Origin of the sequence: Bacillus cereus group sp. BfR-BA-01524, from assembly GCF_022662595.1 — a bacterium.
Taxonomy (GTDB): Bacteria; Bacillota; Bacilli; order Bacillales; family Bacillaceae_G; genus Bacillus_A; species Bacillus_A thuringiensis_S.
This window is the reverse complement of the sequence record NZ_JAKUDW010000010.1, coordinates 58,284-82,353: the sequence shown is the minus strand read 5'-3', so window position 1 is coordinate 82,353 and position 24,070 is coordinate 58,284. Positions and strand designations below refer to the sequence as shown.

The window sequence follows — 24,070 nt, the reverse complement described above, 5'->3', positions numbered from 1 at the left end:
ATGTATTATGGTATAGATCTTGGTACTACAAACTCGGCAATTTCTTACGGCATTGAAATACCTTCAAAAGATTTTTTTGAACTTGTGACATTAACAAATACTAACGGTGATTTATTAACACCATCAGTAGTTTTTTTTGAAGATGAAGAAGAGCCTCTCGTTGGAAAATATGCTTTAGAAAATTATAAGCATGAACCTAATAAAACTGTAAGATGGGTTAAGAGGAAAATGGGGTTAGAATATAATTATAACTTTGGAAATAGGGAACTAAGCCCACAAGCTATTTCAGCTTGTATTCTCAAGGAATTAAAATCTTATGCTGAAAAAGGGAATATTGAAGATGCTATTGATAATGTAGTAATAACTGTACCTGCTGATTTTGATACAAAAGCAAAACAGGCAACAGTAGACGCTGCAAAAATTGCAGGTTTTAAAGAGGTCCACTTAATTCCTGAGCCTAATGCAGCAATTCTTAATTATATATATAAGACATATGAAAAAGACAACTTAAGAGAGATTTTTTCTGAAAAAGAAAAGTATATGCTTGTTTTTGATTTAGGTGGAGGTACTTTTGATTTATCCTTATCAGCAATTTGTTTTAATGCCGAAGGGGGATTAAGTACAAGAGTAGTAACTTCTTCAGGAAATAAGTACTTAGGTGGAATAAATTTTGATAAAGATTTAATGATTTATGTTTTAAACAAAGCTTTAAAGCTCTACCCAAAAGACATAGAACCATTAAAAAAATTATTAGAATTTGCTGAAGGTCAAGGTATTCACGATGCAAGCGAAGAAATAAGAAATGCCTTAGCGCAACTTATAAGGGATTGCGAGGCTTGTAAAGAGTATTTAAGCCAGAATAAAAAAAGGACGGTTAGCTTTTTTTCGCATGAGAGAAGAGTTTATAAAGTTGAGATTAGTCAAGGTGAATTTGAAAGATTACTAGCACCGTATTTCTTGAAAATCCAAAAGCATGTGGATGAAATCTTATTAAAAGCTACAGAAAGTACTGATGATTTCAAAGATTGGTTAGATTTATCAGGAGTATTACTTGTAGGAGGGTCAACTCATATTCCTGCAGTAAAACAATATTGTACAGATATGTTTAAACAGGAACCAATTATTGGTCAAGAGGTTTATATCTCTGTATCAAGGGGAGCTGCTATATATGCTTCTATATTAGCTGGGCAAAATGTATTAATAGATGACTATAAAACAGTTATACCTCATGATTTTTACATAAAAAATGACCAAGAATACCTGCCGATATTTAAAAAGGATAGTACGAATAAACAAAAAAATATTAATTATGAGATTCCTTTTGCTTTGGATACAAAAGCTCCTATTCAAATAATCCAAAAATACTATGATGCAGAAGGGAAAGAAATTGATATATTATTAGAGACTATTAATTATTCTCACCCTTTTATGTTTACAGGAGATACTTTGGAAATGAATTTTGCTATTGATGATGATTTAATAATGTCAGTCTCTACAAGGGAAGATTGTATAAATGACTCTGTAGAAGTCTCATTTGATAATAAAATTAAATTTACACAGGAACAATTACAATTAGAAAAAGAGAAGATTTATTTAGGGGTTGAGTAATAAATATGGCATTGATAGAAACTGAAGAATCTATATTAACTCCAAATAAGAAAAATCATAAAGATATTATTTTGGAAGACTATTTTAAAAAGGCTTTAGAAAAGAAGTTTAAGGTTTCTTACCTTATGATTGTAGGAGAAGATGTTGAAGGAAGATTTATAAATAAGATTATCAATAAAATATTTGATGCAATAGAGCTAGATGAATATCCTCAAATAACAAATAAAAACCACTTCTCTGTTTTGTGGGAATCAAATGAAATTACTGTAAAAATAAGTAATCAACGATCTGAAAATAATAATTCTTTGTGGGAGGTAGTATTTGAAGGGGGATTTGCGACTTTAGAGGATTTTCGAACTAGGTTTCTGTCAACATTAGTAAACTACAAGTTTGTTAAACAAAAGCATTGTCTATATGATGAAATCTCTGATGAAATTTGTACAGTTGCATATCCAATGTTAAGAGAATTAGAAAATATGTTAAGAAATTATCTTCTAAGGTTTTTCACAAAGAAATTTGGTCTTAAATGGTGGGAGGTTAATAAAATCCCTCAATTAGAGGGCAAAATCAAAGAAAGGGGTGAAAGAACGTTTAGTGGTTTACTAGACTTGCAACTTTATAGTATAGATTTCATTGATTTAACAGAGTTATTGGATGGAAAAGTCAGAGTAGAAAACCATGATATTATAGAGGCTATAGAGTTTTTATCAAGTGCTAGGGAAGATGGGGATAAATTTGATAGAAAAGTTGAAGGGTTAAAGAATAAGTTATTGGGTAATTGGAAAAAGTTTTTTGAAGAACATATAACTATAGGGAATTTTATCGCAATGTGGAAAGATTTATATCAAATTAGATGTGACGTAGCTCATAATAGTTTTATGAACTTAACTAAATTTACTAGGTTAGTAGACTGTTATAATCAAATAAAAATACAAATTGATAGGTTAATTGAAGATATAAAAATTGTTAAGTCCATAGAATATGAAATACTAGAAAAGATTTTGGAGCTTAGCATTAGAATCTCAAAGACTGATGTTGAGACTTTACTAAAATACGGGTCAATGCCGTTAACCCCCCAGAATTTTTCAAAGGAGACTTTAAGTATTTCTGAATTCGATGGTTTATTTAGTGCAGTAAAAAATGAATTGAAGATATTTGGGGAGTATGGTGAAGAGGATTACCAGTTCAATTTAGATAATGGAGAAGATGTTCCATTGTCTAATACCCAGCTTACATCAATTAGTAAAACACTTCTTTTTTCATCAATTTCAGAGGAAGTAACAAATGCATTACATGTCGGTTTGAAAAATAAGAAATTTCTTTAAAAATGTATTATCATATGAATATATTTATACAAATAAAATATTTATTTGTATAAATGAATTTTTTGATAGTTAAACTAAAAAGGATGGTATATGTGTATATACTATCTTTTTTAGTTGGCAATGTTTATTATATCTAAACTGCTGTTATTATTTAATTCTTCTATAGTTCATTTGTCTTTTTAAAAAAATTTAGAGAGTAGGAACTTATTTATTGGTAAATATTTTAGTTATAAAAATTAGTTATTCAAAAACAGTTGCTAATAATACCTGCGAGGACATAGTTGCTTCTTTAATCCCAACTATAGGGAAGTTGTTTGCAAGATAGACAGTTTTGCCTATAATTTTTTCTGTTATGGTATAAGAATAAACTAGACTAGATTTAATTCGTTTTATCTTATGAACAGATATATTGGTGGTTTTTTTGAGTATAAAAGCAAACAAATAAAAACCGTATCAAATATTAATTTGACACGGCTTCTACAACTATGACCCCGGAGAGGATCGAGCTCACGACCTCCACCCTGTCAAGGCGGGGGGCTTTTTGATATATTAATCTTTCTTGTGTATTATAAACTCCCAAAACTTCTTTAATTCCTCTCGTTTTTGGGGAGAGGCACTTTTAATAGCCTTAAACCATTTTTCTAATTCTGTATCAGGTACTTCAATACTATCATGTGCAATGAATCCTATCTCTTCTAATAAGGATTTAGTACTTATATTCATGGCGTTTGCTATTTTTTCTATTACTAATAGTGTTGGTTCTACCGGTTTTCCAGTTCTGGAATCTACGCCTTTTTCAAGTTTGTCTATATAAGTATGACTAACATCACATTTTTGAGCAAACTCGCGTAAGGACAGTTTATTTGTTAAACGATAATTTTTTATAATTTCACCAAGAGTTTTCTTCATATATAATCCTCCTAGTACAATTGTAAACAATAATTTACAAAAAGAAACTAAAATAGAGAAAAAACATGTAAAACATTGTTGATGATTAAGTAAACTATGGTTTACAATTGTTTTGTAATCATATGAATACATAAGTGGAGAGGAGTAGAGCAATGAATAAGATAGCTGAATTAAGGAAAGAAAAACTAATATCACAAGAAAAGTTAGCGGCACAAGTTGGTTTATCGCGCACTTATATTTCTGAGATAGAGAATAATAAAAAACAACCTAACGTTAAGTTAGCTATAAAAATAGCAAAAGTTTTAGGAACAAGCGTGGAATCTATTTTTAGCCCCTCCTGTAAACTATAGTTTACAATGATGAAGATAGAGAATTTGATTGCCAATATAGCTGTTCCATCATAATTTAGATAGTCCAATTAATAGTAAAAAATACAGAAGAGGAAGTGTTCAATATGAATATGAAGACATTTGAAATGCGTGAAAAACGATTAGCAGAACTAATAGGTGCAAAAGTACTATGGGAATTTATAAGTGCTGTCACAGAGGAAATTGAAAAACAAGAATTAGAGTCTACACCAGGTTTATTAGAAGATCTATTTGTACATGTGAAAGAAACCATTCAAATTCAAAATATGAATCAACGCATAACAAAAGCCTCTGTAAAAACAGAGGCTGATGGTATAAATAAAGATACATTATTTATGGAAGCATATGTAGAATTAATCAATCATAAGTTTGTTATTTCTGAATTAGCTGTAGAGCTTTCATCTGTTCTAAAAGAACTAAATTGTTTTGTTCAATCATCTTTGCCACAGCTTCAAAATAAGTTTGATTCTCAAGAACCTCAACCTGCTTCTCTTTAAGGAATTTTATTTCTTTATGCTCAAATATGTTATTTCTGGATTGTCGGATTAATTTATTATCTATGCACAACGTATTGTAGAATATGTTTTATTTTAAATTATATATGTGTGATATAATATATAAATTATTTTTGGGGAGGAATTATTTATGAAGTGCAATAAATATAATTGGGTACATTTAAAGAGGGAAAGCGTATCAATGACCCTATAAACTACGTCTACCCTTATTATTGGAGGGTAAAGTGTGAATTCATCTCATTCACATTCAATATAACGTCATAATCAAATTTTATTATGGCTCTGTGTTCTTTCTTTTTTCAGCGTTTTAAACGAAATGGTTTTGAATGTTTCATTACCTGATATCGCTAGTGATTTTAATAAGGAACCAGCAAGTATAAACTAGATAAACACAGCATTCATATTAACTTTTTCTATAGGAACAGCTGTATATGGAAAACTCTCAGATCAGTTAGGGATCAAAAAGCTACTCTTATTTGGAATTATAGTGAATTGCTTCGGATTAGTTATCGGGTTTGTTGGACGTTCGTTCTTTCCTGCACTTATTATGGCTCGGTTTATTCAGGGAGCTAGCGCAGCTGCATTTCCACCACTTGTAATGGTTGTTGTTGCGCGTTATATTCCAAAAGAAAATAGCGGTAAAGCATTTGGGCTTATTGGGTCCATTGTAGCAATGGGAGAAGGTGTCGGACCCTCTGTTGGTGGAGTGATTGCCGAATATGCCCATTGGTCTTATACACTGCTTTTGCCTGTTGTAACGATTATCACTGTTCCCTTCCTTGCAAAATTATTGAAACAGGAAGATATAATAAAAGGAAGTATTGATGTTAAAGGAATAATATTTATGTCCGTCGGTATTGTATTTTTTATAATGTTTATGACATCTTATAGAATTTCCTTTCTAGTCGTTAGCATTATATGTTTCTTGATATTTGTTAAACATATTAGGAAAGTGTCTAATCCTTTTGTTAATCCTTCGCTAGGAAAAAATATATCATTTATGATTGCAATCATTTGTGGAGGACTTATATTGGGAACCGTAGCAGGATTTATTTCTATGGTTCCTTATATGATGAGAGATGTCTACCAATTAAGTACTACCACAATTGGAAGTGAGATTATTTTTCCTGGAGTCATGAGTGTTATTGTTTTAGGTTATATTGGGGGAGTGCTTGTTGATAAGAAAGGTTCTCTATTTGTATTAACAACTGGAGTTGCATTTCTTTCTATAAGCTTCTTAGTAGCCGCCCTTTATATAGAAACAACGCCTTGGCTCATAACAATTATAGTAATGTTTGTTTTTGGCGGGCTTTCTTTTACAAAAACAGTTATCTCTACCATTGTTTCAAGTAGTTTGGAACAAAAGGAAGCTGGTGCTGGAATGAGTCTGCTTAAATTTACAAGCTTTCTATCAGAAGGAATAGGTATTGCAATTGTAGGTGGATTATTATCGATACATTTGCTAAATCGAAAATTACTACCTATAAATGCTGATCCGTCCACTCATTTGTATAGTAAGTTGCTATTAATTTTTGCAGGAATCACAATTACTAGCTGGCTAGTTACAATGAAAATGTATAAACGCTCAAGAAGAAATATATAAAAGAGCCAAAGAATTCATTTTTAAACGAATTTATTGTTATATTTTTTGGTAGTGAATATCTTACATCAAAAATTAAACGATTTTAAGTATAACCTCGTTCTAATTATAGAACGGGGTTATACTTGTTTAAACTTTTAAACGTAAATAACTTCATTGTCGCTTTATTACGTATATTTACATGGGAAATGAGCGGAAAGGATATCTTGCATGGCTTAGCTAGTATAATGGATAATTTTTTTAGAAAGTGTATGTGGGTACGATAGCTTATGCAATTTAGTAAGTATGAGTAATTAAATTCATGATTTCTGCGCGAGCGGAGGGAGTTTGGTTCGCAAGGTGTCTAAAAATTCATGTGAAATTTAAAACTTCGGATCTCAGAGGTAGAGGAACATCTAGGGTTTTAGAGTATATAAGCCGTTTACAGGGGGGATTATTCCAAATGTACAGGCTTAATTTCGCTGATAATTATCTAAGTCATCACGAATTAGTTGTATTTTCATAGCCATATACCTAAATTTATTGTCACATGTATCAATCAGTTCAGCCCACCAAATAAAAATGACCTTTTGAATTTCTTTTTCTTTTAATGTAGTTGTTTTGAGTAATTTTACTTTATTGGTTTTTAAAAGAAATTATTGTTATATTTAGCATCCAAATGTTATTATTGCTTTGGGTCATCAAAATATCAATTTATTATGTTATTAGTATTTTTGATTGGAATGTTTAGTAAATACATAGAATGTGAGGGAACTTTAGAATGTCTGATTTTTTGTCTTTAATTAGTTTTTTAGGAGCAATTGTCCTATTCATTATGGGTATAATGTCCCTTTTAAAAAGAAAAGGTAATCAGAAGAAATGGTTTGGATTAACTATAGGCTGTTTAATTTTATGGGTGGTGTGTGCTCAATATACTGATGAAAATTCTACTAGTAAAGAGAAGAGGGAACAAGTAGTCTCTGCTAAAGATAAAGAAACGATTGAAACTGAAAAAACAGCTGAAATAAAAAAAGAAGAAACCATGTATTTCAAATTAGAGAATATTGCATACGAAAAAGACAAAGATATTGTTACCGTTAATGCGAATACTAATATACCAGAAGGTACAACAGTTGGTGTTTCAATCGAAGACGAAACAACAAAAGAGCATTATGGAGGAAATGTGCCTGTTAAAGATGGTAAAATTCATATTGAACTAGGAGATTATGAGTTTATAGTAAATGGAAGCTATAAAGTAACTGCTACTATGTATGTCGATAGTGCAAATAATCAAGAGTTTCATCATAAATATGGCAATTATAAAGATATTCAAAAGAAAGTGACTGTAGAGAATGGAGAAATAAAAGAATCTTCTTTTGATGCTAAAAATTACGAAATTAGGTTTAATAGATTAGGCGAGCTGGAGATAGCCAATGCTTATACTAAAGAAGAATCGGATAAAAAATCAAGAGAGAAACAGAAGCAAGAAGCTAAACAAATTCGTTATGCAGAATTAAAGAAAAACCCTGATAAATTTAAAATGGAATTTGTAAAGTATCAAGGTGAGATATTGCAAATAATGGAAAGTGGAAACTCAACAATGATACGATTAGCTGTTACAAAAGAGTCCTATGGCTATAATTCTAATGATATTATCTATGTCACTTATGATGGCACAACGCAATTTGTTGATAAAGATATAGTTACAGTATATGGAAGGGTAATAGGGTCTCATACATATGAATCAACAGCTAATTATAAAATTACGCTACCTCATATTGAAGCAAAAATTATAGAATAAGATTTAGATATCGCATTTAAAAGAGCATTCGTGAGATTGCTCTTTTTTCTTTTTGAGAGAATGGAAAGAGTTTATGCATCCTTCTTCAAAAAATGTCATTAACACCTCATCTCATACGGTTTGATTAGTATAATTGTTAATTTTATTGGAAAGTGTGCGCGGGTGTGATAGCTCCTGCGACATAGTAAGTATAAGTGAAAAAAATCATGATTTCTACGTGAAATGGGTGAGTCATATGTTATATAGAGTGTAGTGGTTAAAGGGCATAAAAAAATTTGCGAAAAAGCGAAAGATTGTTACTTTTGAAAGAGCAAATAAAACAAATAAGAGGAGAAATCCAAGCAGGAACAGAACGTGAAAATGGAATGTCATCTAAAGGAAGTGACTGTTAGGTATATAGTGAGAAAGCAAACAAGTGATAAAGTGATTTATTTGTTTGTTATTACAACAAATTAGTTAAGAAAGAATTAAATACAAGTGGTTACTAAAATAGTGTCTTTCTTAAATTGTTCTCATTTAATGTACCTCATGTATCAGTCTTCTTATCTCATTTTTTCTAAGAGTCATCCCAGCTTCAGAAACTGTGTAACGGAAACCAAAGAAACATAAAGCCAATTAATACAGTAAAAGAACAATTTGAAAATATGTTGAGATTATAAAATGGTGCCAAGAAAGGATTGCTCATTTTATGCTTCTACAGTTCATACAATAAATTGATGAATTTCTAAAAGCGGAACCATATTCGGGAATTTAGGCTGATGGTGAGTGAAGGAAAGATGCTTGGTGTTGTGAAAAATTAGGTAGTTTAAAAGGGGATTTTTTATGAAGAATGAACGAGTAGTAACTTGTAATAAAAAAGGAAGTATTGCAGTCGTTACAATTCAAAATCCACCAGTCAACACTTTAAGTTTAGAAGTAGTTCAACAATTAGTAGATGTATTAGAGGAAATAGAAATTGATAATGATATTTCAGTCGTAATTATAACTGGAAGTGGAGAAAAGGCCTTTGTAGCAGGAGGGAATATAAAAGAATTTCCAGATTGGATGGGAAAAGGTGAAAAATATGCCGAGATGAAATCATTAGAATTGCACCAACCTCTTAAGCAACTAGAGAATCTGTCTAAACCGACTATAGCTGCTGTTAATGGGTTAGCGCTAGGTGGTTGTATTATAGATTTATAATCTTCTTGCTCCGCTGGTGTTAAGCATATCAGTTGGCATTCTAAGAGATTTAATTGTACACATCCCATTATCTTTAAAAGAGAATATTCCTGTAACCATCTCATGACCTGCCTCATGGTCAATTCTGTGTACAAATAAACGTGTTCCAGCAGGAATTACAAATAGAAAAGGTGTTTGACCAGTAGGGGTCATTTCTATTTTTAAATCTTTTTGCGTGTCATAAAAATGTCCAACCTCAAATGCACGAAATTCATTTGAATTATTATAATAGTTATATGGATATAGATTCTGATACATAAATCTAACCTCTTTCTTTTTGTAAATTTATTTAATACATTAACCTATATATTCATTAATTTAATTTGTGTATAGGCTAAAACATAATAATAGGGAAAATCGTATGGGGGAATGGATTTGATATTTTTACAATGGATTACATATTGCCAGTCACTGCCGTCTGATAGAAATAAGAAAGTAATTTTCGTAAGTAGTTTGATGTCGTTGTTTATTGAAGAGCGGTAATGAAAAATATACAAGAAATGAGCGTTATTAAATTTATGGAAAAGCAGAATTTTTCTAGCGACAATTAGACGTCAACAAAAACAATTTTGGCAAGAAAAGACGGAAAATAACGATATCAACTTTAAATAGAATGATAAAAGCACGTGCAGCCTAAACATGTGCTTTTTTTTGCATATTTACATGGGAAATGAGCGGGAAGGACATTTCACACGGTTTGATTAGTATAATCGTTAATTTTATCGGAAAGTGTGCGCGGTGTGATAGCTCCTGCGACTTTGTATCTTCCTATGAAATGAAAGATGGTATGTAGTGTTTATTTTAGTATACATTTTAAGTTGGAAATTCGATGCTTAGGGCAAATTAAAATGCCCAATTATCTTAATTGAAAAGGAAAGAGAAACGCTAAGCGTAAATGGTCAACACGTAAATTACCTAATTAAAACAGGAGGGAATTACATATTCTTAACATGTGTAATTATGGAATTTAATCAAAATACTTTGAAACAATTATTATCTTTGTGTTATATCGTGAAAGATAATGTATTACCTTTACTATCTATAATTTGATTATAGATAGTAAAGGTATATTACGAAATATTCTTATGGGAGTTACCGGTTTAAGTTTAATTAAGTAAAGGGATAGAGCACTGTAAAAAATCAACATAGATAAAATAGGGTTATATCTTGTATACGTTTAATTCTCTGATATCGGAGAAAGTTTTTTTGTTAGGCAATCCCCCAATTTTGAATAGACAATCATCTAACACATAGACAGCAAAATATAATACCGTGAAAAATACATTAAAATTGAGGAGTTATTGTCTGTGTATTATCCGTATAACCCGTATTATCCACCTTATACTTATGACGATGGTATAACGAATCGTACAACTGGTCCTAATTCAGATTTATACCAGGCTGGTTATCGAGACGGCTATCAAGCTGGTTATCAAGATGCGCCACAACCTGGGCAATATGTGGGAGAGGAAACGTCCATTAGACAAAGCTATCCACTAGTTGTCCGGGGAGGTGGCGCTCTTAGTTTTAGTGCGCAACCGGGAAATCAACAGGGAGATTTCAATATACTTGAGTTGTTTTTCAGGGGAGGGAAAAGACCAGCACCTTCAGGATTAGCTCCTGGCGAAGGTTCTTGGGTTGATCGTGGGCTGAGTGAAAACGAGCCGACCGTTATTCACCAGTGGGTTCCCGCGGGCGTTACATCTGCCCGTTGGTTCGATGATTTAAGGGACCCAAATAAGTACTGGACATTCTATGTTTATAATACCGGTCAGGGAGTAATGAGAGTAACACACTCATTTCCAGGTAAACCGTTTTAGTTATAGGTTTTAAACGTATATACCATCGCCCTAGAATTCTTAGGACTGGAGAGTATAGCAATTGTGAACATACACTTGTCTTTAATAAAAGATTGATAAAGATTAGTCCCCTTTAAAAAAAGAAACTGCACATGCCTTGAATGGGAAGTACAATCTGAAATAGATTCAACCTTCGTTGGGATAATGGCTCGCCCATTACAGGATAATAATTTTAACATACGGATGAGATATTACACAGGCCTCTTCATAAGTAGACGGAATAGGAGCAGCTCATACTTCATACGCAACAAAGATAAAGGCTAAACGGCTTATTCTTATTACAACAAAACAAGGATCTTAACCTGGTGCTACCTGGAGGATAACACTAGGTGCAAAAGTACTATAGAACTTATCAGTGCTGTAACAGAGAAAATGGAAAAGTAAGAATTAGAGTCTACTACAGGTTTATTAGAAGACATACTCGTACATGTGAAAGAAACCATTCAAATTCAAAATATGAAATCAACGTATAACAAAAGCCCCTGTAAAAACAGAGGCTGATGGTATAAATAAAGATATATTATTTATGGAAGCATATGTAGAATTAATCAATTATAAGTTTGTTATTTCTGAATTAACTGTAGAGCTTTCATCTGTTCTATAAGAATTAAATTGTTTTGTTCAATCATCTTTGCCACTGCTTCAAAGTGAGCTTGATTCTCAAGAACCTCAATCTGCTTCTCTTTAGGGAGTGATTGAAGTATTTCTTTTATTTCTTTACACTCGTATATGTTATTCTCCGAGTCTTCAATTAATTTATTGCGTCGATTGGTGTATTCAAGTGCACCTAAAGTTGCTAATGCGCGAGGATCTAATCCTAGAATTTCCATGTATTCCTCTCCTTTCCTCTACAATAATTCGATAGGGGGAAGGAGATTCCTTTAATGATTCGGTAAATTGTGGAAGTTGACACTTATGTTAACTTGAATATCTTTTACTAATTTATTCTGTATAAAAAATAGCTGCACTCAAGTACAGCTAGTCTTCTTCACGAATTTATATGGCCTCGATGACAAATTGAGATTGAGGTATATAAAGTAATTGGGCTGCTAAGGAAGTTGTTGTATTAGCAAATGGGTATGCTTCTTTATAAAGAAATTTACTATACACTATTTCATTCATTTCAAAGGTCGTATACAGTTTTTTAAGGATTTTTTGAGAAATTTTATTTGTACAAGCGGCAATAAAATCATAATCTCTTTTACTTATTTCTTGAATGGCATGAGAAAGAAGGGTAGTGACTATACCACTTCCCATCCAATCTGGATGACAAGCGCCCATATCTAGATAGACCAATTTTTCTTTATCTAAATGAGAAAACTCAATAGATTCTGTCTCTAATGTATCTAAAAGTTGAAAAATAGGTTCCATTTGCGGGCATAGTTCAATCGCTTTCTCTGTATCTATTAGTGGCTGAGTTACTTTTTTTGTTAAAAGAACGCCAACAATTTGAAAATTTTCTATTGCTACAAATGACATAGCTTGAGATACAGCTTGTTTCATCATTTCTTCACACATTTTGTGAAAAGGAGCAAAAGGAATTTGTAAACTGCTTACAAGAGGTTCATTATTTACAAAAGAATGTGCAAGTAAATGTGCTGCATCTTTCACGTGGTGTGTATCAAGTAGCTCTATATTCATATGTTTTTCCTCTTTCCTGATATAGTTAATAGTAATTAAAAGGATTAAAAATTTTATTTCATTTAGTTAAGTTTAACTATTAAAGCGCTAACAAAAATGGTTATTAAACATATGAATGAATCTGTTTAGTAGCAATCGAAATATGTTCATAAAGAAATGCTACGACCTCATCTATACATTCAACAGTTGTATATGGGGAGATAGAAAAGAATTTTAATGTAGAAATCGGATTTCTATCACAACTGTTTATTGCGTCTACTACACATGAACGAGTTGTATCGCCTAAAAATATTTGATCACGATTTTTTCCTAGATAATTAAATAGTTCTATATTTAACCGATTTGTATCCTCAATTTCTTCTTTTCTTGCAAGACCTATTCGTTCTTTTTCCCAATTCTCTTGGCCATCTCCATTCATATAGAACCGAAAAGTTGTAATTGGTCCATATGTAAAATCATTTGTGATTGCGACTTGAGGGAGAGCCTTGCGCAACTTCTCTCTAAATAATAGATTTACACGAATATAATTTGCTAATAATTTTTGATATCCTTCAATTCCAAAGGCTAATAGATTGATATACATTGGAATAGCACTACCAGATCGTGAACATTCTAAGGTATAGCCTGTATGATAACTTCCATATGACCTATTACCAAGATAAGGTGTATCATCTTGTTCAATGTCCATCAGTTGTAAATCAGTATGATTTTTTACGATTAAAATACTTGAAGCATAAGGTGTTTGTCCTAATTTATGAAAATCAAAACATACACTATCAGCAAGTGCCATGTATTGCATTTTATCTTGTACGTATAGTAAAGCATTTTTTAAGTTAGGTTCAAATGAAAGTGGATTTTCTTCGAAATTATAATTATTAAAGAAACTATAGAATCCACCCATTGCAGAATCAGCATGGATATAAATCGGTTTTAATTTATATTTTTTCTGTATTGCTTCAGCGCTCTCTTTAATTTTTCTTATATCATCAATAGTAAATGTGTCTGTTGATCCCATGGTAGCTAGAATATAAAGGGGGATACCGCCATTGTTAATAACTTGTATCATTTTAGCCTCTAAATCTTCTATATCCATAGAACTTGTATAAGGATCAGTTTTCACTTTTATTAAGTGATTTGACCCAATACCAGTTGCTTCAGCTGATTTTAATAAACTATAGTGTGCATTTTCAGAAGTAAAGCAATATACATTTTGTGGAGCACCATATTCTTTTGCTAATGGGAATTGTTTAGAAATTGCTAAACGTAAGCTCGAAAATACACAACCTTGTCCACCCCATGTTGTATAACCGCCGCTATTATGCGGATTATAACCAATCAGTTTTGAAAGCATGGATACAACTTTTACTTCTGCTTCTGCTGCCCCTGGGCCATAAACATCCCAAACACCATTACCATTTAAAAGTGCCATGGTTAGTATACCCAATAATGATGGAACACTTGGTAGTGGTACTGCGTTCGATAAATAGTATTTATTTGGATAAGGATGGCCATTCATAAATTGGTTTAGCTCTTCTATAACCTCAGACATAGTGATGCCAGCTAGTGGAATATGACTTTGGTGAATTAAGTCATTGTAGTATCCTTCTGATTTTTCCTCACATTTACCTAAAGTAGCTCGCTCTTCATTTTTTAATCGGTCAAGATTTTTAATTATTTTCTGCATAGATTCTAATAAAAGTTGTTGTTTTTCTTCATTTCCGTCAACGCTCGGAAATAATTTTAAAATATCTTGCATGCAGTCACTTCTCCTTGTGAAAAACTGGATTTTTATTTTACTTGGTTAAACATAAGGGTATAATAATTTGTAATTTCCCTTTTGAATACTTAGAAATGAGGAGCTATTTAGAAAAAAATGTAATTCCATAGAAGATTATATGAACTATGGAATTTAAAGTAAAGAAAAATTTTTTGATTTATTTTAAAAAAAGTAATTGTGAGATAATGAAGTTTCTCAAAATATTTCTGAATTAATTGTTTATTTGGTTTGCATGATACCCTAGCATGTATTCAACTAGTGTAGTAGATAATTTGATCTAATGTAGAACGTATTATAAGGTAGTTGAATAAAAGGGTTCAACTACCTTATAAACTGTATAAATTGTTGGAGAAAGATAAAAAAATAGAGTGGAAGTGCTAAAGATATGTTCTAGTGGAGAAGAAGTAGTATGGATTTGGTAGAAAAATCAGCATGATTTTTTATGGATTAATAATTATTCAATCAAAGTTTTTTTATGAATTCAATTTCATTATCTAATAATAATGGACGAATTAAATGTGAAGAATTTTCTTCAACTTGGGTAGAATTTTTTGCACCAGGAATAGCAACTGAAACGGCTGGGTGACTTAAAACATAACGTAAAGCAACTTGTGCTAAACTTCGATTTGAACGTACAAGTGAACGTAATTTCTCTACTGTGTTTAAGCTATCTTTAAACCACTTTTCTTTTGGCCAATCTTTTCTTAAATCATCGTCTGGAAATTGAGTTTCATGATTAAATTTCCCAGTTAAAATTCCCATCTTAAGTGGACCTCTTATCACAGCACCTAAATTATGTTTTTCAATATAAGGAAGGATGTCTTTTTCAGGTTCTTTATTCAAAATACTATAGTCGAATTGTACGACATCTAAATCATTATTCTGATTAAAATGTTTTATATAATCTAAATCATTAGTAGAAACACCGACGGCTCTCACTTTGCCAGCTTTTTTTAAGGTTTGGAAAGCTTGTAGAAAGGCTTCTGTTTCTTCAGGTTTATCCCACCAAATATGACAAAAGTATACATCTATATAATCCGTTTTAAGCCGCAGTAAACTAGCCTCAAACGCATCAATGATCTTTTGAGGATCTCCATAAACGGCTGGTTGATTTGGGTCATAATGATGACCAATTAATCCACCTTTTGTAGAAAGAATGATATCCTGCCTGCGATTATTTATGGCTTTTGCAACTAGCATTTCACTATGACCTAGTCCATAAACGTCAGCAGTGTCAATAAAATTGACCCCTAGGTCAATTGCTTTTTCAATTGCATCAATGGATTCATTATCTTTTACTGCACCCCATTCATCTCCACCAATTGCCCAAGAACCGAATCCTATCTCTGAAACTATTAATCCTGTGTTACCTAATAATCTATATTCCATTATGTACGGACTCCTCCTTTACAGTTTATGTTATAAGAAGTATATATAGTGACCAGTTGGAATATTCTTGAATTTATTTTCGGAGAATAAATTAGGCAATTTACTTTAATAAATATATGCAAGAATACTGTATAAAAAGAAATTAGAATTATTAGTTAAATGGTTTTTTATGCTTAAATTGAATAAAAGTATGAACTGTTACAGTATAAATATGAGTTTTATTCATAATTTTAATAACTATGCAATAAGCGAAATAAATGTTGAATTTAGTCGGAAAATATAAATTTACAAATTGCAGAATATGTACATATAGTTGTAAATGTAAATATTATCCGTTTTCAAATATTTATAAAAGGAGAAATTCATATGAAAGAAATACAAGAGAAATATGAAATTGTAGAAGAATTGGATGCAACAGTAGGCCAAGAAGCATTATGGATAGCTCATCAAATGGAAATAGAAAAAGGAATGAACAATGAACCGATTATAATAAAGTTAAAAGGGAATCTTCAAATTGAGATTTTAAAGAAAACGCTTACCGAAATAGTGCAATCACATCCGGCGCTACGTACAATATTTAAGAAGAGGGATGAAAAAATAAAGCAATTAATTCAAAAGAATGTAGAATTTGATATACCAATTAAAGATTTAACTGCTTTTAAAAACACAGAAAAAAAATCTATTTTAAAAAATTTCTTAGAATCTATAGTGAATGAGAAATTTAGTTTAGAAGAGGGGCCTTTGTTTAAATTCCACATTATTAAATTCAGTGAAGATACATTTGTTTTACATTTAATGTTTCATCACATTATTTACGATGGATGGAGTTTAGGAGTTTTCATCCGACAATTATCCAATACGTATGGTGAATTACTTCAAGGGAAGACGAATGTAGAATTTGAATCTCCTTATAAGAACCTCGTAGAGTATGAGGAGGGTTTTATTGATAGTGCAATATATAAAGAAGGATCATCGTATTGGAAAGATTATTTACAAGGTGAATTAACTCCTACAGAGTTTCCTATTGATTTTAATAAAATGAATGAAAAGAGGTATACAGATAAAAATATAAGCAAGAATATTAATTCGGATCTATTTTATCAAATACAATGTTTTGCTAAAAAAAATAATATAAGTATTTATCGAGTAATGTTAAGTACTTATTGTACATTACTTCATCAAATGACAAATGCTGAAGAGATAATTGTTGGTATTCCAATTAATACTAGACCACATACAGAAGAACGAGATACTTTTGGCTATTTTGTTAATACAGTACCTATACGTATAACAATAGAAAAGGGCGAGACATTTAAGGGGATACTTAATAAAGTTAATAAATCTATTCATCTAGCTATTACGTATAAACATAATCCTTACTCACATATAGTAAAAGATTTAAATCTAAATACAAATACAAATCATAATATGATATATTCCACAGCATTTAATACGATGAAGATACCGGAATTAAAAATTCCTGATATTGAGTCAACAGTTTTAACAGATTGTAAAAGAGTAAATCCTTTTAGCATGACTTGGAGAATAATGAGATATGAAGGGGAAACAGAGAATAAAATTGAGGTTGACTATAACTCAGCATTATATAAACCAGGGAGTATGAGTGATTTAGTCGAAAGATATATATATTTGTTACAAAAACTAATGAAGAATGTGAACGAACCTATCCATTCATTGGATTTACTTTTAGAGAAAGATCATCGTCTATACAAAGAAATGAACTCAAATGCTCTTACATATCCTCATTCAAAAACACTAGATCAATTAATCGATCTACAAGCATTAAAATCGCCAAATCGAATAGCGATTTCAATGGGGGATAAATCCATTACCTATTATGAATTGCAGCAAAGGTCAAATCAAATAGCGAATTATTTGTGTGAAAATGATATAAAAAAGGGACAGCGTGTAAGTATTACTATGGAAAGAGAGATTGATACCATTGTATGGATTCTAGGTATCCTAAAATCAGGTGGAGTTTATGTACCAATTGATCCAAAGTTTCCTAAAAAAAGAATAGAATACATCTTAAAAGATAGCGAAAGTCAAATGATTATTACGAAGAAAGAATACAGGGAATTGGTTGAAAGTTTTGCGATTCATACAATTTATCTAGAAGATTTTCATTATGCTAATTCTATAGAAAATATTGCACCTACACATACCATAGAAGATGCAGCTTATATTATCTACACGTCAGGTTCAACGGGTTTACCAAAAGGAGTCGTTGTACCACATAAAGGCGTAATTAATTTATCATATTCAGTAATCAATACATTTCATTTAGGCAAAGAAGATGTATTTTTACAATTTGCAACGATCATTTTTGACGCCTCCATTATGGAAATATTTCCGATTTTGCTATGTAGAGGGAGAATGCATTTAATTTCTGAAATCGAAAAACGTTCAGCAGAGGAATTTATAAATGTAATTGAGAAGAATAGTATTACAAATGTGGTTTTACCAACTGCGTTTTTTAAATTAATAGCTGATATGCCAAAAGAAATGTTACTTAAATTAAATTCTGTAAAACGCGTATTTGTAGGAGGGGAAACTTTACCTGCTGAATCAGTTCGTAAATGGCAAAGTAAATTAGGGTTAAAGATTCCAGTTCTTAATGCATATGGTCCTACTGAAACTACTGTATGTGCAACGATGTATGAAGTAAATGGTGAGATACAAAAAGAAATCTCTAATATCCCAATAGGTAAACCAATTGCTAATAGTGAAGTTTTCGTGGTTAGTCCGTTCAATACATTATGTCCGTCAGGTGTAGTAGGTGAGTTATTTATTGGCGGTGATGGAGTTGCCAACGGATATTTAAATCAACAGGAAAAAACAAAAGAGGCGTTTATTTCTTTCGATAAATCCTATAATCATGATAAAAAGATGTATTGTACTGGAGATTTAGTACGTCTTTTACCGAATGGAAATTTAGAATTTATCGGAAGGAAAGATAATCAAGTAAAAATACGTGGGTATCGAATTGAGCTGGATGAAATTGAAGGAACATTATTTAAACATCCAGAAGTGAGAGATGCTGTAGTATTCACTTATCAAAACGACAAAATCGTTAGCTTTTATTTATCAAAAGACAATACAGAACTAAAACAAGAGGCATTAAAAACATTCTTAAGTGAAAGTTTACCAGATTTTATGATGCCAAATTATGTATTTCACCTTGAAAGTTTTCCTGTATCACCAAGCGGGAAACTAGATAGAAAAAAATTAGAATTACAAATCCCATCTTTACTTGCAAACATGCAGAAGCAATATGTTCCACCGATAAGTGAAACAGAAAAAAGATTGGCAAAAACATGGGCAGAGATTTTAAATTTAGGGAAATATAGAATCGGCAGAGATGATGACTTTTTTAAACTTGGGGGACATTCATTAATTGCTGTGCAAGTGTTAAATCAAATTCAAAAAGAGTTTCATCTAAAAATTGAAATTAGAGATATTTTTGAGCATACAACGATTGCTAGTCTGTCTACTTACATCGATAAATTAATGGCAGTAAATCATGATAGGGAAGAACAGGAGACGCAAGTATTAAAAGTTGCAGATAAGGAAAGTTATCAATTATCAAGTGCTCAAAAAAGAATCTGGTTTTTAAATAAGTATAACGCCATTAATAGAGTATATGATACACCACTACACATATATATTGAGCCGAGTTTAAAAAAGGATATTTTACAAGATACCATAAGATTTTTAGTTGAACGACACGAAATGCTACGAACAGTGTTTATTGAAAGAAATGGGGAGCCTAGACAAGTCATCTTAAACTCAATAGCGATTGATTTGATTCACGATGAGATTGAACACATGTCTAAAAAAGAACAACAAGAATATATACGTACAACAATAAATCAAACGGATCATACACCATTTGATTTAGAAAATGGCCCTCTTTTTAGGATTAGAATTTTTAATCTGAATAAGAAAAATTCTTATTTATATATCAATTTACATCACATTATTACAGATGAGTGGAGTGTAAGGAATTTATTAGATGAATTAATGAAGGTATATAGTGCCTTTGCAAAACGTAGAAATCCTGAGTTGCCAACTATCTCTAATCGATATGTAGATTATGCTGAGTGGGAACAGGAGCAGTTAAATTTAGGTCGGTGGGATACGGAAAAATCTTATTGGATGGCCGAACTTGCAGCACCTCTTCCTATACTAAATCTTCCTTTAGATTTTAGTAGGAATCGTCAAAGTACAAATAAGGGTACAGTATTTGAAATGAAGTTAGATAATGAAATGAAAGAGTCTTTGAAACAAGTATGTGAACAAGAGAATGTTTCTATGTATATGCTATTTTTAGCAGCGTATATTCAATTGTTACATTATCTAACGGATCAAAAAGATATTATTGTAGGTACACCGGTTGTTGGAAGGAATCATCAAGAATTTGAACAAATACAAGGATTCTTTGTAAATACCCTAGCAATTAGAACACAATTAAATGATGTGAAAAATTTAACACAGCTTTTACAAGTAGTGAGAGAAAAATGTTTGAATTCTTTCCAAAACCAATCGTACCCATTTGATAAAGTAATTGAACAAATAAATCCTGATAGAAGCTTTGGAAATAACCCGATCTTTTCTACTATGTTTAGTTATCAGAAAGATATTCTACAGCAACATGATGCATACAAGCTTCAATTGTTACCTAATAAACAAGATATTAGTAAGTTTGACATTTCTTTAGCTGTTGAGGAAGGATTTGATTATGTAGGGGTTTCATTTGAGTATGATATTAATCTCTTCAAGGAAGAGTCAATTAATAGGTTTACTCAAAATTTACTTACTATACTGGACGCATTCATTCATCAACGAACAGTAGCATATGAAAATCTTTCATTCCTATCACAGGAAGAAGAATCTTTATATAAAAAGGTAAATCATACAGAAAGACCATATCCTTATTTTCAAAATATACAGGAGCAATTCTATATGCAAGTAGATAGACAATCCAATCGGATTGCTATAGTGACTGGAACGGAATCTTTAACATATAGACAATTAAATATGAGCTCTAATCAAGTAGCTCAACATTTACTCGAAAAAGGTATAAAAAGAGGTGATAAGGTAGCCATATTTTTAGATAGAAGTATGAATAGTATCGTTTCTATGCTTGGAATATTAAAAGCCGGTGCTGCCTATATACCAATCGATGTAAAATATCCTGAGGATAGAATAAATTATATAGTTCGTGACAGTGAGGCATGTAGAATTATAACGAGTAACAAATTCAAAAGTCATTTGAATGTAAGTGATTATCAGGTTTCAATAATAGAGGATATATATCGTACGACTATAAATGAGGATGTAAAAATTTTAAATAAACCAAATGACTTGGCATATGTAATTTATACTTCAGGCTCAACAGGAAAACCGAAAGGTACATTATTAACGCATAAAGGAGTATTAAATTTAGTTGAATGGAGAAATGAAGTATTTCAGATCTCTCCAAATGATAAAGTAACACAGTTTTATTCCCATAGTTTCGATTCTTCAGTATCAGAAATTTTTTCTACCTTGTTAAATGGGGCGGAACTATATTTATTAAGTGATGAACAGCGCTATTCAACTGTCGAATATGCTCAAGCCATTCAAGAAACTCAAGCAACTATTTCTGACTTACCAACAGTATTTTTCAATGAATTATCGACTTCATTAACGAAACTGGATTGCGAAAAGATACGTTCTTTAAGATTTATAATAATGGGAGGGGAAGCTGCATCAACAAATGCTATTAGAAGTTGGCAAAGTATTTTTAAAAACCAAGTACAGCTGGTAAATGAGTATGGCCCTACTGAAGCAACTGTCTCAGCAATGTATTATTTCATACCAGTCTTAGAAAGCAAAAATAATCTTTTAGGAAGCGTACCGATTGGTATTCCAATTTCTAATACAAAGGTTCATATATTGAATTCATATATGCAACCTTGTCCGGTAGGGGGTAGGGGTGAATTATATATTGAAAGTTTAGGATTGGCCCAAGGGTATTGGAAGCAGGAAGAGAAAACAAAACAGGCATTTATTTCAAACCCATTTTCAGAAGATAAGAGTAAAAGATTATATCGAACAGGTGATTTAGCAAGATGGTTACCAAATGGAAATATAGAATTTATGGGAAGAAAAGATAAGCAGGTTAAAATTAGAGGGCACAGAATTGAATTAGGAGAAATAGAAGATGCAATGTTACAACTTGATGGAATAAGTCAGGCTGTGGTAACACAAACGAAAGATGGAATGTTACTGCAAGCTTATTATAAAACAGTGGACGGTATAGGGATAGAGAAAAATAAGTTAGCTTTCCATTTATCAAATGTATTGCCAGAATATATGATCCCTAAATATTACTCTCATGTGTTAGAAATACCAATAACGGCGAATGGGAAAATTGATTTTGAAAAACTACCAGAAATAGAGTTTGATCATGAGCAAAACGATGAGTGTAAAATTAAACCTCAAACTAAAGTGCAAAAAAACATTGCAAAGGTATGGTCTGAGGTTCTAAACATAAAATCTATAGGTTTAAAAGATGATTTCTTTAATTTGGGTGGACATTCGTTAAAAGTTATGCCGGCATTAGTTAAATTAAAACCGTTATATCCTAACTTGAAAATTCAAGACTTCTTTAAGTATAGAACAATAGAAAATTTAGCCTCTCATATTGAAGAGATGGAAGATATATCGTTTAAGAAAGAGAAAAATATGAATGTAGTATGTATGGAAAATGAAGCGAAAGCGACTCCTGTTTATGAAACAACTAAATCAGAAGAAAGTGAATTAGATATGGTGAATTATCCAAAAACAGTTTTCCTTACAGGGGCAACAGGATATTTAGGAGCACATATTTTAGAAAGGTTATTACAGTTGCCATCTACGACTATTTACTGTTTAGTAAGGAAAAATGAGGATCAAGTAATTGGTGCAAAGTTAAAAGAAAGAATGCAGTTTTATTTCGGTAAAGAAATCCTTCAAAAGTTAGAGGAGAGAGTAGAATTAATTGAAGGAGATTTATCTTTGATGAATCTAGGTCTAGATTCAAAGCAATTGGACCATTTAAAGAATAAGGTAGAGTCAATTATACATTGTGGTGGAGAAGTTAGACACTATGGAGAACGTGAGCATTTTCAAAAGGTAAATGTTCAGTCTACAAAATACTTATTGGAATTAACTAAGAACACAAATGCACGTTTTCATTATATATCGACTTTAAGTGTAGTAGGTCAGGCTGAAAGCGATCCAAAAGAATTTGAATTCTTTGAGTCTAATTTTGATAGAGGGCAAAATTTAGATAATCTGTACCTAGAAAGTAAGTTTCAAGGCGAGAAAATGGTCAGAGAAGCAATGGAAAAAGGAGTTCGTGCCACGATATACCGTGTGGGGAATTTAGTGGGTAACTCTAAAACAGGTAAATTTCAATACAATATTAATGAAAACGCATTTTATAGATTATTAAAAGGAATATGTCTATCTAGCATAGCTCCTGATGTCAATACGTATGTAGATTTAACGCCTGTAGACTATGGAAGTTTAGCTATTACTGAATTATCTTATAAGGCCAATACAGTAAATAAAACCATGCATATTTGTAATCCAAATCAGCTTAAATGGGACCAATTTATTAATAGTTTACAAGCTTTTGGATACGATATCCTGTTAATGAAACAAGAGAAGTATATAGAGAAGTTTTTTAATACGAATCTAACTACTGATGAACAGAAAGCTTTAGAGCTCATAATGCCTTTATTAGAATCTGTAGAAGAGCTATCAGTAGCTATACCATCTTGTCTATACACGCAAGGATATTTGAAGAACATACATTGTTTAGAGCCAAATCAAGAGTATATTAATTTGTTATTAAATTATGCTATGAGTATAGAGTATTTACCATTAATTAAAGAACCAATACTGTTATAGCATATTCTATCTATTTTGAACAAAAGAGAAGATGGATTTCTTTTCGGAATTTTTTGTTTGAAAATCTTAATTATTTGAGCACAAAAAATAAAAGAATGTATAGCGGAGAAGTA

At 31.4% G+C, this 24,070-nt stretch carries 14 protein-coding genes and 2 pseudogenes; 10 read left to right on the top strand and 6 right to left on the bottom strand.

All coding sequences use genetic code 11. The features are described from left to right. Both MR170_RS05280 and MR170_RS05275 read left to right on the top strand, forming a co-directional pair. On the top strand, nucleotides 1–1,608 hold the full coding sequence (locus tag MR170_RS05280) for an Hsp70 family protein (protein ID WP_097879927.1): 1,608 nt from the start codon (nucleotides 1–3) through the stop codon (nucleotides 1,606–1,608). A 5-nt stretch (nucleotides 1,609–1,613) separates the two neighbouring features. Continuing rightward, on the top strand, nucleotides 1,614–2,933 hold the full coding sequence (locus tag MR170_RS05275) for a HEPN domain-containing protein (protein ID WP_242307520.1): 1,320 nt from the start codon (nucleotides 1,614–1,616) through the stop codon (nucleotides 2,931–2,933). A gap of 549 nt (nucleotides 2,934–3,482) precedes the next feature. On the opposite strand, the gene MR170_RS05270 is transcribed toward MR170_RS05275, so the two are convergent. Continuing rightward, nucleotides 3,483–3,842, bottom strand: coding sequence for a helix-turn-helix domain-containing protein (locus MR170_RS05270; RefSeq protein ID WP_242307519.1), 360 nt, complete (start codon nucleotides 3,840–3,842; stop codon nucleotides 3,483–3,485). Between the two features lie 152 nt (nucleotides 3,843–3,994). On the opposite strand from MR170_RS05270, the gene MR170_RS05265 reads away from it, so the two are divergent. The 6 genes and pseudogenes from MR170_RS05265 to MR170_RS05245 form a co-directional block, all read left to right on the top strand. After that, nucleotides 3,995–4,192 carry a helix-turn-helix transcriptional regulator gene (locus tag MR170_RS05265; protein ID WP_001033047.1) on the top strand — a complete coding sequence of 66 codons (198 nt, stop codon included), beginning with the start codon at nucleotides 3,995–3,997 and terminating at the stop codon, nucleotides 4,190–4,192. A 104-nt stretch (nucleotides 4,193–4,296) separates the two neighbouring features. Beyond that, nucleotides 4,297–4,707 (top strand): hypothetical protein, encoded by a 411-nt coding sequence (locus tag MR170_RS05260; protein WP_242307518.1) that lies wholly within the window; start codon nucleotides 4,297–4,299, stop codon nucleotides 4,705–4,707. Nucleotides 4,708–4,855: 148 nt separating this feature from the next. Beyond that, a complete protein-coding gene (locus MR170_RS32665; protein WP_106081929.1) occupies nucleotides 4,856–4,918 on the top strand; it encodes a tetracycline resistance efflux system leader peptide in 63 nt (20 codons plus the stop codon). 75 nt (nucleotides 4,919–4,993) lie between these two features. Further along, a pseudogene (gene tet, locus MR170_RS05255) lies at nucleotides 4,994–6,328 on the top strand (Tet(L)/Tet(K)/Tet(45) family tetracycline efflux MFS transporter). A gap of 757 nt (nucleotides 6,329–7,085) precedes the next feature. Continuing rightward, entirely contained in the window at nucleotides 7,086–8,105 is a 1,020-nt protein-coding gene (locus tag MR170_RS05250) for a hypothetical protein (RefSeq protein WP_242307517.1), read from the top strand. Between the two features lie 822 nt (nucleotides 8,106–8,927). Then, a pseudogene (locus MR170_RS05245) lies at nucleotides 8,928–9,269 on the top strand (enoyl-CoA hydratase-related protein); the annotation flags it as partial. 12 nt (nucleotides 9,270–9,281) lie between these two features. On the opposite strand, the gene MR170_RS05240 reads toward MR170_RS05245, so the two are convergent. After that, nucleotides 9,282–9,584, bottom strand: coding sequence for a hypothetical protein (locus tag MR170_RS05240; protein WP_000284559.1), 303 nt, complete (start codon nucleotides 9,582–9,584; stop codon nucleotides 9,282–9,284). A 1,049-nt stretch (nucleotides 9,585–10,633) separates the two neighbouring features. Here MR170_RS05240 and MR170_RS05235 point away from each other — a divergent pair. Next, nucleotides 10,634–11,146: a hypothetical protein gene (locus tag MR170_RS05235; protein ID WP_242307515.1), complete on the top strand. Its 513-nt coding sequence runs from the start codon at nucleotides 10,634–10,636 to the stop codon at nucleotides 11,144–11,146. A 602-nt stretch (nucleotides 11,147–11,748) separates the two neighbouring features. Here MR170_RS05235 and MR170_RS05230 read toward each other — a convergent pair. The 4 genes from MR170_RS05230 to MR170_RS05215 all read right to left on the bottom strand — a co-directional run bounded on the left by MR170_RS05230 (nucleotide 11,749) and on the right by MR170_RS05215 (nucleotide 15,992). After that, nucleotides 11,749–12,015 carry a hypothetical protein gene (locus MR170_RS05230; protein WP_105434037.1) on the bottom strand — a complete coding sequence of 89 codons (267 nt, stop codon included), beginning with the start codon at nucleotides 12,013–12,015 and terminating at the stop codon, nucleotides 11,749–11,751. A gap of 166 nt (nucleotides 12,016–12,181) precedes the next feature. Then, nucleotides 12,182–12,826 carry a GNAT family N-acetyltransferase gene (locus MR170_RS05225; protein WP_089607902.1) on the bottom strand — a complete coding sequence of 215 codons (645 nt, stop codon included), beginning with the start codon at nucleotides 12,824–12,826 and terminating at the stop codon, nucleotides 12,182–12,184. A 103-nt stretch (nucleotides 12,827–12,929) separates the two neighbouring features. Next, nucleotides 12,930–14,582, bottom strand: coding sequence for a pyridoxal phosphate-dependent decarboxylase family protein (locus MR170_RS05220; RefSeq protein ID WP_242307513.1), 1,653 nt, complete (start codon nucleotides 14,580–14,582; stop codon nucleotides 12,930–12,932). A gap of 483 nt (nucleotides 14,583–15,065) precedes the next feature. Then, nucleotides 15,066–15,992, bottom strand: coding sequence for an aldo/keto reductase (locus MR170_RS05215; RefSeq protein WP_105434039.1), 927 nt, complete (start codon nucleotides 15,990–15,992; stop codon nucleotides 15,066–15,068). 366 nt (nucleotides 15,993–16,358) lie between these two features. Between MR170_RS05215 and MR170_RS05210 the strand changes: the two genes are divergently transcribed. Further along, a complete protein-coding gene (locus MR170_RS05210) occupies nucleotides 16,359–23,957 on the top strand; it encodes a non-ribosomal peptide synthetase (protein ID WP_242307506.1) in 7,599 nt (2,532 codons plus the stop codon). Nucleotides 23,958–24,070 lie beyond the last annotated feature (113 nt).